Source organism: Embleya sp. AB8, assembly GCF_049739465.1.
Classification (GTDB): Bacteria; Actinomycetota; Actinomycetes; order Streptomycetales; family Streptomycetaceae; genus Embleya.
Genome location: NZ_JBMHHY010000024.1, coordinates 88,548 through 102,172, shown reverse-complemented (window position 1 = coordinate 102,172; position 13,625 = coordinate 88,548). Strand labels below are relative to the sequence as shown.

The 13,625-nt window shown below is 71.0% G+C and carries 14 protein-coding genes and 2 pseudogenes; 11 read left to right on the top strand and 5 right to left on the bottom strand.

Features of this window, described 5'->3' with window-relative positions:
* Positions 1–12: 12 nt before the first annotated feature.
* On the bottom strand, positions 13–249 hold the full coding sequence (locus ABIA38_RS32090; RefSeq protein ID WP_424642396.1) for a hypothetical protein: 237 nt from the start codon (positions 247–249) through the stop codon (positions 13–15).
* 11 nt (positions 250–260) lie between these two features.
* Here ABIA38_RS32090 and ABIA38_RS32085 point away from each other — a divergent pair.
* The 3 genes and pseudogenes from ABIA38_RS32085 to ABIA38_RS32075 form a co-directional block, all read left to right on the top strand.
* Positions 261–428, top strand: a pseudogene (locus ABIA38_RS32085) (hypothetical protein); the annotation flags it as partial.
* 67 nt (positions 429–495) lie between these two features.
* On the top strand, positions 496–771 hold the full coding sequence (locus tag ABIA38_RS32080) for a hypothetical protein (RefSeq protein ID WP_424642466.1): 276 nt from the start codon (positions 496–498) through the stop codon (positions 769–771).
* A 115-nt stretch (positions 772–886) separates the two neighbouring features.
* A complete protein-coding gene (locus ABIA38_RS32075; RefSeq protein WP_424642395.1) occupies positions 887–1,333 on the top strand; it encodes a hypothetical protein in 447 nt (148 codons plus the stop codon).
* A gap of 168 nt (positions 1,334–1,501) precedes the next feature.
* Here ABIA38_RS32075 and ABIA38_RS32070 read toward each other — a convergent pair whose 3' ends face one another.
* The 3 genes from ABIA38_RS32070 to asnB form a co-directional block, all read right to left on the bottom strand.
* The gene (locus ABIA38_RS32070; protein ID WP_424642394.1) at positions 1,502–2,452 is read right to left on the bottom strand and encodes an L-tyrosine/L-tryptophan isonitrile synthase family protein; all 951 of its coding nucleotides are present in this window, start codon (positions 2,450–2,452) and stop codon (positions 1,502–1,504) included.
* 86 nt (positions 2,453–2,538) lie between these two features.
* Positions 2,539–3,777, bottom strand: coding sequence for a cytochrome P450 family protein (locus ABIA38_RS32065; protein ID WP_424642463.1), 1,239 nt, complete (start codon positions 3,775–3,777; stop codon positions 2,539–2,541).
* A gap of 205 nt (positions 3,778–3,982) precedes the next feature.
* The gene (gene asnB / locus ABIA38_RS32060) at positions 3,983–5,824 is read right to left on the bottom strand and encodes an asparagine synthase (glutamine-hydrolyzing) (RefSeq protein ID WP_424642393.1); all 1,842 of its coding nucleotides are present in this window, start codon (positions 5,822–5,824) and stop codon (positions 3,983–3,985) included.
* Positions 5,825–6,134: 310 nt separating this feature from the next.
* Here asnB and ABIA38_RS32055 point away from each other — a divergent pair, with 310 nt between their 5' ends.
* From ABIA38_RS32055 to ABIA38_RS32025, 7 genes are all read left to right on the top strand, one after another.
* Positions 6,135–6,578 (top strand): SRPBCC domain-containing protein, encoded by a 444-nt coding sequence (locus ABIA38_RS32055; protein ID WP_424642392.1) that lies wholly within the window; start codon positions 6,135–6,137, stop codon positions 6,576–6,578.
* Positions 6,575–6,928 (top strand): ArsR/SmtB family transcription factor, encoded by a 354-nt coding sequence (locus ABIA38_RS32050; protein WP_424642391.1) that lies wholly within the window; start codon positions 6,575–6,577, stop codon positions 6,926–6,928. The genes ABIA38_RS32055 and ABIA38_RS32050 overlap by 4 nt, the downstream gene beginning before the upstream one ends.
* Before the next feature lie 219 nt (positions 6,929–7,147).
* Positions 7,148–8,020, top strand: a complete 873-nt coding sequence (locus tag ABIA38_RS32045; protein WP_424642390.1) for a DUF899 domain-containing protein — start codon at positions 7,148–7,150, stop codon at positions 8,018–8,020.
* 246 nt (positions 8,021–8,266) lie between these two features.
* Positions 8,267–9,106: a class I SAM-dependent methyltransferase gene (locus tag ABIA38_RS32040; protein WP_424642389.1), complete on the top strand. Its 840-nt coding sequence runs from the start codon at positions 8,267–8,269 to the stop codon at positions 9,104–9,106.
* 485 nt (positions 9,107–9,591) lie between these two features.
* Entirely contained in the window at positions 9,592–9,915 is a 324-nt protein-coding gene (locus ABIA38_RS32035) for an ArsR/SmtB family transcription factor (protein ID WP_424642388.1), read from the top strand.
* Positions 9,912–10,373 carry an SRPBCC family protein gene (locus ABIA38_RS32030; protein WP_424642387.1) on the top strand — a complete coding sequence of 154 codons (462 nt, stop codon included), beginning with the start codon at positions 9,912–9,914 and terminating at the stop codon, positions 10,371–10,373. The genes ABIA38_RS32035 and ABIA38_RS32030 overlap by 4 nt, the downstream gene beginning before the upstream one ends.
* A complete protein-coding gene (locus ABIA38_RS32025) occupies positions 10,370–11,836 on the top strand; it encodes an MFS transporter (RefSeq protein WP_424642386.1) in 1,467 nt (488 codons plus the stop codon). The genes ABIA38_RS32030 and ABIA38_RS32025 overlap by 4 nt, the downstream gene beginning before the upstream one ends.
* A gap of 485 nt (positions 11,837–12,321) precedes the next feature.
* Here ABIA38_RS32025 and ABIA38_RS32020 read toward each other — a convergent pair whose 3' ends face one another.
* On the bottom strand, positions 12,322–13,131 hold the full coding sequence (locus ABIA38_RS32020; RefSeq protein WP_424642385.1) for a zinc-binding dehydrogenase: 810 nt from the start codon (positions 13,129–13,131) through the stop codon (positions 12,322–12,324).
* An 8-nt stretch (positions 13,132–13,139) separates the two neighbouring features.
* Here ABIA38_RS32020 and ABIA38_RS32015 point away from each other — a divergent pair.
* A pseudogene (locus ABIA38_RS32015) lies at positions 13,140–13,397 on the top strand (winged helix-turn-helix transcriptional regulator); the annotation flags it as partial.
* Positions 13,398–13,625 lie beyond the last annotated feature (228 nt).

Here is a 13,625-nt window from a genome sequence, read left to right as displayed (position 1 = left end):
GCTCGAGTCAGCTCAGCTCAGCGCGAGGGTGGCCGGCAGGGCGACGCCCGTGGCCGGCGCGTCCTCGTGGATCCGCATCAGGGGTGAGTGGTTGGGTACCGGGGTGGGCAAGTCCGGTACGCGGGTGCCCAGTTGGAGGAGGGCGCCGGGGACCCGGGCCGGGATGTGGCCGAAGTCCTCGCCGGCGAACGCCGGTCGGGGCAGGGTATGTACCCGCTCGGCGCCGAGCGATCGTCTTCGCTCAAGCACCGGCGATCACCGTGCCGCATGGCTGGCATGGCGCGGTGTTCGGGACGAATCCGGTGGCGTATGCGCTGCCGCGCGCCCATGGTGGCGTGCCGGCCGCCGACTTCGTGACCTCGGCGCTGACGATGGCCGACCTGACGCGGCATCGGGGCGAGGGCACCGCCCTGCCGGTGGGCGTGGCCGTGGATGCGGACGGGGCGAGACGACCGATCCGGGCGCGGCGCGGGCGTTGTTGCCCGGCGGGGTCGGATGGGCACGTTGGTGGGGCTGTTGGTCGAGTCGTTCGCGGCGGCGTTGGTCGGTGCGCGGGCCGGGGAGGGCGGCGCCGGGCGTGGTGTGTTGTGTGTGGTCCTGGATACCCGGGTGTTCGGGGACGGTGCCGCCGACCGGGTCGAGGAGCCGGCGGCCGAACTGCGCGCGGCGGGTGGGCACGTACCGGGTACGGGAGAGCAACCGCCGCCGGACGATGCGGTGCTGACGGTGCGTGCGGCCGTCTGGGCTCGGCTCGCCGACGCTGCGCGGTGACGGGTGTCTCCGCCTTCGCCCCGTCTCCGCCGGTCGTGCTCGGGGCGGCCGGCGGGGGCCGGGGGAGGGGCTCTACGCTGGGCCGATACGTCGGTTCCGCGCGCCGAGGAGCGTCATGACCCTGATCGCCCACCGCACCTTCCGGCTCGCCCCGAAGCCGTGGGACAGGTTGACGTGGGTGCGGGTGCCCGACGGGCTGGAGTTTCGGATCTACGAGTTCACCACGGTCGCGTGGGGCAGACCCGACCTCGACACCACCCCCGACGAGGAGGCCCGCTGGCCGCAGGCCGCTGTCGTGTTCGAGCAGGAACTGCGCGCGGCCCAGTCGAATGTCCGCTGGGAGCACGGGATTCGCACCGTGTCGCGGTTCATGGCCGATCACGTGACGATCCGGCGGTGGCGCTACGACCTGATCCCGGGGCGCAAGGCGCGTTCGCGCCGGTCCTGGGAGCGGTGTGTGGCCCGGATGCGGGCGGCCGAGGAGGTCTACCGGCCGGTGCGCGAGGAGATCGAGGCGCGCCTGGCTGCGCACGCCGCCGCCGCGGGCGAGGGCACGGGCTGAACCGGCCCCGACACCGGGTCGCCGCTGCGGCGGCAACACGGCAACGGCGGCGGCGAGTTGTGCGACGACCAGCACGGCTGAGCTGCTGAACCGTTGAGCCGCCGAGTCGTTGAGCCACTCGGCTGCTCGGTCACCGAGCCGTCTGGTCGCCGCACTTCGAGCTCGCCGCTACACGGTCGTCAACTGCCGGTAGTGGCTGGGGCGTCCGTCTCGGTGCACGAGTATGCCTATACGTTCGGCGTCGGCCCGATGGACCAGGCGGGGGTGGCCGTCGGGTCGGCGCAGGACCGTGGTGTGCCAGGGTGTGGCCCACGCGTCGGGGGCGTCCAGGAGTCGGATCCCGAACTTGTCCGCGCCGCGCCGTTGCGGGTGGATGGACAGTCGGACCGCGCGCGGGTGGTGCTCGGCGACCAGGTCGCCCCACGCCCGGCTGCGTTGGATGACGCCGTAGGCGCGCGTACGACAGTCCCGTTGCAGCGCGGATCGGGTGCCGGGGAAGTCGAAGGTGTCCTCGAACAGAAACCTGGTGATGCCCCGGTACAGGCGCAACGTGTCCTCGTCGGTGCGCACTTGGGCGCGCAGGTCGGCCACGGTCGGGGCGTGGCGGGCGTGCAGCCAGGCACGTTTGTCGTCGTGGCTGCGGGTGTCCAGGACGTCGCGCAGGTCGAACACGCTGAGCCGGCTCAGCCCGTCGCGGGCGATGATCGCGCGCAACTCGTCGGTGTACGCGTCGACATGCGGATCCGGGACGCGGACCAGGTCGGCGAAGACGTGGCCGTCCGAGCAGATCAACATCCGGGCGCCGGGCGGGTGGATGGCCTGGATCGAGGTGCACAGCCCGTCCAGGAAGGCCAGGCTGAGCCGTTCGCCCTCGTCGGGCAGGTGGCCCAGGACCTTGGCCGGGTTGGGTGATTTGCACGGGAAGGCGGGCAGTGCGAATTCGACGGGTTCGTCACGGTCGACGAAGTCGGCGATGCGCTCCAGCTGTTCGGGGAAGTCGGCGACGGACGCGGGTTCGGTGTCCGGGTGCGGCTCGGCGGCGCGGCGGTGCGGGAGCAGGAGTTCGAGGATCGCGGCGCTGGTGGCGGGGGTATCCGCGCGGGCCGGGGTGGCGGGCATGGTTCGGATCTCCACGGTGCAGAACGGCAGGGCACCTCGGCGCGGTGGCGCCTCGGCTCGGTCATTTCGCTGCGGGGGTTGGCTGGTCAGGTGCGGTCGGCGTAGGTCACCGGGAGGGAGTCGACGCCTCGGGCGAGTACGGCGGGGATCCAGTCGAGTTCGTCGGCGGCGGCTGCCGGGGCCAGCGCGGGCAGTCGGGCCAGCAGGGTGCCGAGGGCGACCTGGAGTTCGACGCGGGCCAGGGTGGCGGCGGGACAGAAGTGGATGCCGTGGCCGAAGGCCAGGTGCGGGTTGGGGCTGCGGTCGAAGTCGAGTGTGTCGGCGTCGGGGAAGCGGGCCGGGTCGCGGTTGGCCGCGCACAGCGAGACGATCACCGAGTCGCCGGCGGGCACGGTGGTGCCGTGCAGGTCGTCGTCCTGCGCCAGGAAGCGCCAGGTGGTGAGTTCGAAGGCGCTGTCGTAGCGCAGGAGTTCCTCGACGGCGGCGGGCAACAGGGCCGGGTCGTCGCGGAGTCGGGCCAGGTGGGCCGGGTGGCGCAGCAGGGTGGTCAGCGCGGTGCTGATCTGGTTGGTGACGGGTTCCTGTCCGGCGACCAGGAGTTGGAAGATCATCGAGTCCAGCTCCTCCCGGGTCAGGTCGCCGGCGTCGTGCGCGGTGACCAGGCGGCCGAGCAGGCCGTCGTCCGGGTGGTTGTGCTTGTCGGCGACGATGTCGGTGATGTAGCGCTGGAGTTCGCGCAGGAGTGCCTCGTAGCCGGGGCGTCCGGGGTCCTTGGGGCCGACCGGCTGGACCACCTTGCACCACTCGCGGCGGAACCGGGACGCGGCCTCGGCGGGCAGCCCGATCACTTCGGCGAGGACGCGGAACGGGAAGCGTGCGGCGAAGCAGGCGACCACGTCCGCGCCGCCGGTGGCGGGCATCGCGTCGACCAGTTCGTCGGCGATCTCCTGGATGCGCGGGCGCAGTTCCTCCACCCGGCGGGGGGCGAAGGTGTCGGTGACCAGGCGGCGCATCGTGGTGTGCTTGGGCGGGTCCTGGTGCAGGAGGTGGACCTGGAGCCGGCTGTGTTGCGGTTCGGGCATGATCGAGGCGAGGGCCCGCCAGCGGTCGTTGCCCAGGTCGTGGTTCTTGCCGAGCCGGGGGTCGGTGAGGGTGGCCTGCGCGGCGTCGTAGCCGGTGACCAGCCAGGCGCCGACGCCGCTGGGGAAGCGCACCCGGTGGATCGGGCCGGCGTCGCGGAGCTTGGTGTAGAGGGGGTACGGGTCGCGCTTGTACGCGGGCCCGTACAGCTCGACGGGCTCGGGGTGGTTCACGGGGTCGTTCATGGGGTGGTTCGCCGGAATGTTCACCGGGTTGTTTTCCGGGTTGTTCACCGGGTTGTTTTCCGGGTTGTTCACGGGCTGGTCGTTCTCGTGCATGGTGCCTTCCGGGATAAGTGGTGGTTCGGTGTGCGTGTCGGACGGTGAGTGTGTGTCGTTCGGTGCGGTATCCGTCGGACGCCGAGGTACGCGCGGGACGGTGCGGTGCGCATCAGACGGTGATCCGCGGGCGGTACTCGTCCAGCCACAGCGCGAGGTCGACGACACGTTCCAGGCGCAGGCGGTGGCCCCACGGGAGTTGGTCGGCGGGGGTGTCCAGGCAGCCCTTGATCACCGTTTCGTCGGTGAGCGCGCGGACCTGTCCGTCGTGGGCGTCCAGGGCTTCGCGGGCCAGGTGTTGCAGGCCGCGGTTGTAGTCGGGGTGGTGGGTGGCGGGGTAGTGGTTCTTCGGCCGGTGGCGGACCGAGTGCGGGGCCAGGGTGTCGCCGGCGGCGGCGCGCAGCAGGCTCTTCTCGCGGCCGTCGAAGGAGTGCAGCGACCAGGGCGCGTTGTAGGCGTACTCGACGAGGCGGTGGTCGCAGTACGGGACGCGCACCTCCAGCCCCTGGGCCATGCTCAACCGGTCCTTGCGGTGCAGGAGTTGGCGCAACCAGCGGGTCAGCGACAGGTGCCGCAGCTCGCGCAGTCGGTGCTCGGTGGGGTCCTCGCCGGGCAGGTGCGGTACGGCGGCCAGCGCGGTGCGGTAGGTGTCGGTGCGGTATTCGCCGATGCGCAGTGTCGCGGCGAGGTCCGGGTGCAGTGGCATCGCGGCCTCGTCGCCGGTGACCAGGAGCCAGGGGAAGGTGTCCGCGGCGAGTGCGGCCGGGTTGTGGAACCACGGGTAGCCGCCGAAGACTTCGTCCGCGGCCTCGCCGGACAGGGCGACGGTGGAGTGTTTGCGGATCTCGCCGAACAGCAGGTAGAGCGAGGTGTCCATGTCGCCGACGCCGATCGGCGAGTCGCGGCAGGCGACCACGGCGCGGCGGTGGTCGAGGTCGAGCAGCGCGTGCGGGTCCAGGACCACGGTGTCGTGGTCGGTGCCGAGGAAGCGGCCGGCCTCGGCGGCGTAGGGGGTGTCGTGGCCGGTGCGCAGTATGTCGCCGGTGAAGGATTCGGCCTGGTCGGTGTAGTCGACCGCGTAGGAGCGGATGCGGGCGTCGGGCCCTTCGCGCAGGCGTAGTTCGTCGGCGAGGACGGCGGTGACGACGGTGGAGTCCAGGCCGCCGGAGAGCAGGCTGCATACGGGTACGTCGGCTTCGAGCTGGCTGCGGGCGGCGTGTTCGACCAGTTCGCGGACGCGCTGGACGGTGGCTTCGCGGTTGTCGGGGTGTGGGTGTACGGCCAGTTGCCAGTAGTGGTGTTCGCGGATGCCGTCGCGGTCGAGGGTGAGGATCGAGCCGGGCTCGATCTCGCGTATCCCGGTCCAGACGGTGGATCCGGTGTCGAAGAGCAGGCCGTAGGCGGCGCGCAGTCCGTCCGCGTCCACGCGCGGTTCGATCTCGGGGTGGGCGAACAGTGCCTTGGGTTCGGAGGCGAATGCGATGCCGCCGTCGATGTGGGCCCAGTAGAGGGGTTTGACGCCGAGTCGGTCGCGGATCAGTACCAGGCGGGCGCGGCGGACGTCCCAGATGGCGAACGCGTACATCCCTTCGAGGTGTTCGGCGCAGGCCGGTCCCCACTGCTGGTAGGCGCGCAGCACCACCTCGGTGTCGCTGCGGGTGCGGAACTCGTGTCCGGCGCGGGCGAGTTCGGCGCGCAGTTGGTGGTGGTTGTAGACCTCGCCGCTGTAGGTGAGCACGACTTCGGGGTTGTCGGGGCGGTCGGTCATGGGTTGGGCGCCGCCGGTGAGGTCGAGGACGGCCAGCCGGCGGTGGCCCAGGGCGGCGTGCTCGTCGAGCCAGGCGCCGCCGGCGTCGGGGCCGCGGCGGGTGAGGGTGCGGGTCATCGCGTCGAGGGTCGGGCGGTGCGGGAGGGCGCTGTGGTGGAAGGAGACCCAGCCGGTGATTCCGCACATATGTGGTCTTTCCTTCGTTCGTTCGGGGCGGGTGGAGCGGGTGGAGCGGGTGGAGCGGGGGCGTACGGGTGGGGCGTGCGTCGAAAGGTTACGCGCCGTGTGCGCGCGCATTCGAGTAGTCGTGTGCGGGTGGGATCGAGTTCCGGGTGGGAGAGACGTTTTTGCCGCCGTGAGCCCGGTCGACTCCAGGTGCAATCCCCCGGTTGCACCTCGATGGTTGATGTGCAACTCTGGGGTTGCGGTAATCGTGACGGTGACGATGGAGCCGCGATCGAGAGTTACGCACGAGAGTTACGAAGGAGTCCCGGAAATGAGTGACGACCGGATCGAGCGCGAGACCCTGATCGAGGCATCCCTGGAGCGGGTGTGGACGCTGGTGGCCCAGCCCGGCTTCTGGGTGGATGCGGAGTCCGTGGCCGGCACCGTGGCCACGGAGGGCGAGACGATGCTCGCGAAGCATCCCGAATACGGCGAATTCCCGGTGCGGGTGGAGAAGGTGCAGCCGCAGACCTATCTGGCGTACCGCTGGGCCAGCGCGTTCGGCGGGCAGGAACTGCGCGAGGACAACACCACGCTCGTCGAGTTCACCCTGACCCCGGAGGGCGACCGGACCCGACTGCGCGTGGTGGAGAGCGGATTCGCGTCGCTGGCCGGGTCCGAGGAACTGCGCAGCGGCGCGGTGCGGGACAACACCGGCGGCTGGGCCCAGGTGTTCGACGCCCTCAAGACGCGCGCCGAACAGCCGGCGGCGTGACGCAGGAGCGGGCCGGCGCCGCCGAGGGGGTGGACAGCGTGCTGGTGGCGCTGGCCGATCCGACGCGGCGCCAACTGCTCGACCTGCTTGCCGCGCAGGGTTCGGCGACCGCGACGACCCTGGCCGAGCGGTTGCCGGTGTCGCGGCAGGCGGTGGTCAAGCACCTGGCCGTGCTGGACGCGGCGGGGTTGGTGACCGGCGGCCGGGTGGGCCGCGAAGTGCGGTACGCGGTACGGCCGGCGGCGCTGGACGCCACGGCGCGCTGGATGGCGGGGCTGGCGGCCGAGTGGGACCGGCGACTGGCCACCATCAAGCGCATCGCCGAGGCGGCGGAGCGGGACGCCCGCTGACGGAGCGGGGGCAGTGCGGACGGGGGCAGCGCGGACTGGGGCAGCGCGGACGGGGGCAGTGCGGACGGGGGCAGTGCGGACGTGGGGCGCTGCCCCTTGGCTTGGGCTGCTCCTTGGTTCGGCTGTCGGTCGGCTTGGGCCGCCGGTCGGTGTGTGCTGCCCGTCGGCCTGCGCTGCTCGTGGGCCGGCGATCCGAGACGGAACGAGTGGAGAGAAACGATGACTACGAGCACGCACAGGATCGGCACCCGGGACGAGTGGCTCGCCGCCCGGCTGGAGTTGCTGGAGGCGGAGAAGGAACTGACCCGGCGCAGCGACGAACTCGCCCGACGACGCACGGAGTTGCCGTGGGTCCGGGTGGACAAGGAGTATCGCTTCGAGACCGACGAAGGCCCGGCCACACTGGCCGATCTCTTCGCCGGGCGCTCGCAACTCCTGGTCCATCACTTCATGTTCGGGCCCGACTATCAGGCGGGATGCCCCTCCTGCTCGGCGATGGCGGACGGCTTCGACGGTTCGGTGATCCACCTCGCCAATCACGACGTCACGCTGTGCGCGGTGTCGAGGGCGCCGCTGGCGAAGCTCACGACGTACAAGCGGCGGATGGGGTGGAGCTTCCCGTGGGCGTCGTCGTACGGGAGCGATTTCAACTACGACTTCCACGCCGCGCATACGGCCGAGGAGTGGCAGGCGGGTGCGGTGGACTACAACTACCGTGAGCGCGACTTCCGCCCGCCGGAGGGGGTCGAGATGCCGATCTTCGACGAGTTCGCGTCGAGTGTGGGCGTGGGCTGGGAGACATACCGGCGAGAGGGACCCGGCGTGAGCGCGTTCGTCCTGGAGGACGGGGTGGTCTACCACACGTACTCGGCGTACGAGCGTGGGATCGACGCCCTGTGGGGCATGTACCAATGGCTCGACCGCGCTCCGCTGGGCCGCAACGAGAGCGGGTTGTGGTTCCGGCGGCACGACGAGTATCCGAGCGCGGGCACGGTGGGTGGGGATGACGGGGAGCGGCAGGCGAGTTGCTGCGCTGGAGAGGGCGCCGGGCTCGACCGCCGCGATGAGCCTGCCCGGCGGGTCGGCGGATGACCGGTATCGCCGGGCGGTTCGCGCGCGATCACCTTGGGTAACGCGACTGAGGGATGGGCGACGTGGCGGCAAGGCCATCAGCGTCGGTGATCGGTGATCGGTGATCGGTGATCGGTAATCGGTAATCGATCGTCGGTCATCGGCCGTCCGCCATGCGCCTCTTCCCTGCCGGCGTGGTAAGGCGCCGGTACCCGAAATGCGCTCGCCGAGCGGCGGCGTGCGCTCTTCACCGCGGGAGTGGAACAGATGACGCAGCGTTCCGGGGCGACCCCGCACCCGATCCCGCCCGCAGTCCAGGAAGCGTACGGTCCGGGCGATCTCGGCTCGATGTCCCTGTTCGGCGGAGGGTTCATCAACTTCGGCTATTGGCAGGGCATCGACCTCGACCGGCCGTTGACCGAACACGACCGGATCACCAGTCAGCGGGCCATGTACCGCCACGTGCTCGGTGCCCTGGCACCCACCGAGGGACTGCGGGTCCTGGAGGTCGGCTGTGGGCTGGGGGTCGGCGCCGCGGTGGCGCTCGGGGAGTACGGCTTCGCGCATGTCACCGGTTTGGACATCCATCCCCAACAGCTCGAACGAGCCGGGCGGATCAACGCCGACGTGCTGGCCCGCCGCCCCGAGCAGCTGCGCTTCGTGCCGGGTGCGGCCGAGGACATGCCGTTCGGTGACGGCGAGTTCGACCGTCTGTACAGCATCGAAGCCGCCCAACACTTCCGCGACCTCGGCGCGTTCGCTCGGGAGGTCGGACGCGTGCTGCGGCCCGGCGGCCGAGTCGAGGTCGCCGGCTTCTTCGTTCCCGACGCCGATCCGGCGCGGGCCGGGCGACTGGCCGAGCTGCTCGACACGTTCGCCGACGGCCTGGACGTCGCGCACACCATCCCCTTCCTGGTCGGCAGTCTCGAACGAGCCGGGCTGGCCGGGGTGCGGGTCACCTCGATCGGAGCGTCGGTGTGGCCCGGCTGGGACCGCTGGCTGGCGGGCATGTGGGAGCCGGGCACCTGGCCCCGCAACTTCCTGCGGGCCTACCACGAAGGCAGCCTCGACTACTTCACGGTCGCCGCGGAACGGCCGGTGGCATGAGCGCGGCGCCCCGGGCCGACGCGCCGGCCCGGTCGGCGTCCGGCGGGCGCTGACGCGCTCCCATACATCTACCGGATCACCAAGTACGATCCCGCCGACCCGACCCCGAGCGACCGCCGCTGGGCCATCCTCAAGACCCTGCACCGAGGCCAGGTCGTCACCGGGAGGGTGACCGAAATCGCCGACTCCGGCGTCACGTTGGTGGACATCGGCGGCTTCACCGCGACCCTCGACCTGCCCGACCGTCGGAACCGTCCGGGCGGCCCACCGACCGCCCCTCCCACGCCGACGCTCACGCTCACGCCGACGCCGTCACCGTTGCTCGGTGATGGCCTAGCCCCCAGCCGGCTCCTGCACAGCCGGGGGCGCGCGCGGGGGCAGGGCAGTCGTGACGACGGGAAGAAAAGTTAACCAAATGCTTGACTATTCGCTGCCGGCATCGAATAGTTAGGCACATGCTTAACCAAGCTGGTTCGTTGGACCGAGTGTTCCAAGCGCTGGCGGACGCGACTCGCCGGGAAATCGTTGAGCGGTTGATCCGCGGGCCTGCCTCGGTCAGTGAGCTGGCCCGGCCGCTGGCCATGTCGCTGCCGGCGGTGATGCAGCACCTACAGGTACTGGAGGCGTGCGGACTGGTCCGGTCCGAGAAAGCCGGAAGGGTACGCACCTGCCACATCGAGCCGGGTGTGCTGCGCATGGCCGAGGACTGGATCGCTGCGCAGCGCACTGCCTGGGAACACCGCCTCGATCGCCTCGGCGACTACTTGACCGAACACTGCGACAGCCCGGATCAAGGGAGCACACAATGACCGATCACGTGGTCACGCATGCCACATTCACCCTCGAACGCCGCTACGCGGCCGCACCGGCCACAGTGTTCGCCGCGTGGGCCGTCCCCGAAGCAAAGGCCCGCTGGTTCGCCGGCCTCGACGCCGAGCACGAGCTTGATTTCCGCGTCGGTGGGCGGGAGGTCAACCGCGGCCGCTCCGGCGGTGGGCCGGTGCTGACTTTCGAGTCCTGGTACCGCGACATCGTCCGGGACGAGCGGATCGTCTACACCTCCACTCTGTCCGAGGGGCCCGACCTTGCGACGGTGTCGCTGACGACGGTGGAGTTCCTCCCCGAGGGTGCTGGCACCCGGCTGCTGCTCACCGAGCAGAGCACCTTCCTCGACGGCCGCGAAGAACCGAGCTGGCGCGAGCAGGGCACCGGCAAGTGGCTTGACGCGCTCGCCGTCGAACTGCTGCGCAGCATCGAGCAACAGTGACGACCACGAGCAACCTTTCGCAGACTCGCCGTTGGCAGGTGCTGGCGCTGCTGGGCACGGCGTTCTTCATGACGATTCTGGACGGCACCAGCCTGCTTGCCGCTCTGCCCGCGATCGAAGGCCACCTTCGCCTGCACGGTCCTGCCATCCAATGGACCGTGACGGCCTATGCGCTGGCCTTCAGCGGGCTGCTGTTGTTGTGCGGCCGCGCTGCGGATCTGCTGGGCCGTCGGCGTGTGTTCATCGCCGGGATGGTGCTGCGGGTCGTGGCCTCGCTGGCGTGCGGGCTCGCTCCATCCATCCAGGCCCTGGTGGCCGCCCGGGCGGTGCAGGGCGTCTCGGCCGCGATCATCGCTCCGGCTGCGTTGTCGATGGTCATGAACACTTTCCCCGAAGGGATCGAGCGGAACAAGGCGCTCGGTATCTGGGGCGGCATCGGCGGGTTCGGTGCCACCGCCGGTCTACTGGTGGGCGGCATCATCACCGATCTCTTCGGCTGGCAGTGGGTGTTCTGGGTCAATGTCCCGGTCGGGACCCTCGTGCTGGTGCTCGCCCCCGCCGTGCTGCACGAAAGCCGGGACCGAGCACGCTCCCGTTCCTTCGATATCCCCGGTGCGCTGACCATCGCCCCGGCACTCGTTCTGTTCGTATACGTGATCACCCGGGTGCCGACATCCGGGTGGGCGAATGGACAGAGCATCGGGCTACTGGCCGCCGTGGCGGTGCTGGTCTGGATGTTCATCCTGATCGAGAAGCGATCGGTGGCCCCGCTCGTTTCCTTTCAGTCGCTGCGCTCGCGCATGCTGATCGGCGGCAACCTCCTCCTGCTCTTGGCCGGCATGACCGTCGACGGCATGCTCGTCACCCTCACCTCTTTCGTGCAGCAGGTGCTCGGCCGGCCGGCGGCGCAATTCGGGCTGGTGGCCGCGGTGATGACCGTCACCGCGGCCGCAGGCGCACTGCTGAGCCAACGGATCGTGCCCAGGCTCGGCCTGGGGCGGGTGGCTGCCGCCGGGACCGTCCTGCTCGGTTGTGGCTGCCTGCTGCTCACCCGCATACCGGCCGGTGGCCCGATGACTCTTGTGCCGGCGGCCCTGTTCTTGTTCGGGGCGGGAATGGGCGCCGTCACGGTATGTGCACAGATCGCCGCGCTGACCGGCGTCACCGAAAAGGACTCGGGCCTGGTCGCCGGCCTCGCCGACACCTCCTTCGCCGTCGGCACCGCCCTCGGCGCTGCCATCTGCACCAGCGTCGCCGCCGCCCGCACGTCCGCGATCGATGGTCCGACACCGCTCGCACTCACCTCCGGGCAGCATGCCGCGTTCGGGGCAGCCGGCATCTTCGCCGCTCTCGCCCTGATCACCGCGTTGACGCTCCTCGGCAAGCGATCCGGCCGATCCCGCAATGTGTCGGCCGACACCGGCGAGAACGTATCCACCAGGGCACCGTCAACCTCACCTTGATCGACGGGACACACCCCAACACCCTCCGGGCCCGTGGGACAGGGACGTGTGGCGCCCGGACCGGCTCGGCTACAACATCGAGGAGCGGCTGCGCGTCGCGCCGCTGGACTTCACCGGCATCACCCAGCCCTGGCTGAGGCAGACCGTCAAGCGCTACCTGCGGCTGCGGCTCGCGCGCACGGAACTGCGGACGGCCGCGCGCAACCTCCACGACTTCGTCCTCTTCCCCCGGTTCATCGCGCGGAGACCCGCCCCGACCGGCAGAACGATCCGGCGGCGCCGGACCGGTCGCCACCGGAGTCCTACATCGGCTGGGTTGGCCACCCCACCGCAGCCCCGGCCGGCGTGCCGGGTCGGCGCCGGTCGAGCCGATGACCGGCTCGCCGGAAGGGCGGCGGCCCCATCGCCCTGGTCGGGGCCGAGGAAACCTATCGATGGTCGCCGGCGCCAACGGCCTGCTGAAGAGGCGTCCGGGGCCGCGGGCGTCATCGCCTCATGTCGGCGCCGCCGCCCTCATGAATGCGCACGGCCTTGACGAACGAGTCCTGCGGAGGAAGCCCCGGCGTGTGCCGCCCGTTGCGTGACACCTCCAGAACCGCCTTTCCGGAGATCCGACGCCCGCGAAGCGCCTCGGCCGCCTCGGCGAAGCGTTCCCAGGAGCCCTGCCAGCCGATCTCGACGGTCAGGGCTCCCTCCGCGGCCAGCTCGGCCAGGACGGCCAGGTCCGCACCGGCGTCGCCCTCGATGACGAAGGAGGTCAGCGACTTGGCCGGGCCGACCGTCGCATACGGGGGGAAGACAGCCGGCTCGCCGGAGGTCCAACCGACGCTCTGCACACTGCCGCCGGGAGCGAGCAGGTTCCATGCCGCGACCAGCTGCGGGCCGCCGACGCTGTCGATCACCACGTCGACCGGCCGGTCGAGTCCGGCCAGGCCGATCACCACCTCGTCGGCGCCGGCCTCGACCAACCCCTCCCCTCGGGCCGCCGAGCCCACGGACGCGATCACGTGGGCACCGGCCCGCGCCGCCAACTGGACGGCGAATCGGCCGACTCCGCCGGAGGCGCCGGTGACCAGCACCCTCGTGCCCGGCGCCGGCCCGGCGGCCCGCAGCGAGCGCAGCGCGGCCACTCCGGCCACCGGCAACGCAACCGCCGCCGCCAAGTCCACCGTCTCCGGGGTCTCGGCGAGCGCACCCACGTCGATCGCGACGCGCTCGGCGAACGCCCCCGAGATCAGGGCCACCACCCGGGTACCCACTGCGGGGCCGGTTCCGTCGGCTGCGGCCTGGACCACCACCCCGACTTGAGCGCACCATCAACGGCATCAGCCGACGGATGCTCACCCTGAACCTGCGCAGGCTGGAGCGGGATGGGCTGCTCATACGCACCGTGTATCCGACCGTTCCGCCCAAGGTGGAGTACAGCCTCACGCCCATCGCGCGGGAGCTCTACGCGTCGCTGACCGGGCTGGTGGGCTGGGCCGAGCGCCACCGCTCCGCCGTCACCGAGGCCCGCGCCGCCTACGACGCCGCGGCGGAGCAGGGGCCCGACGCCGCCTGAAGCAAGACCCGAACCTCCCGCGTCCTCCCTGCGGGACAGCAGTGGCGGGCGACCTTGTGCCGCAGTTCCAGGAACATGAAGTACGTGGTCAGCGCCTGCGGCCGGGCCGGCCGGGTGCCGCTTGGCGAGCCCCGCAGCACCTTCCCGAAGTACACGTCCGCGTCGGCGGGTTCCATGTCCCACCGCGGCCGGCCGAACCGGGTCCTGATCTGGTCCGGGTGGCCGACG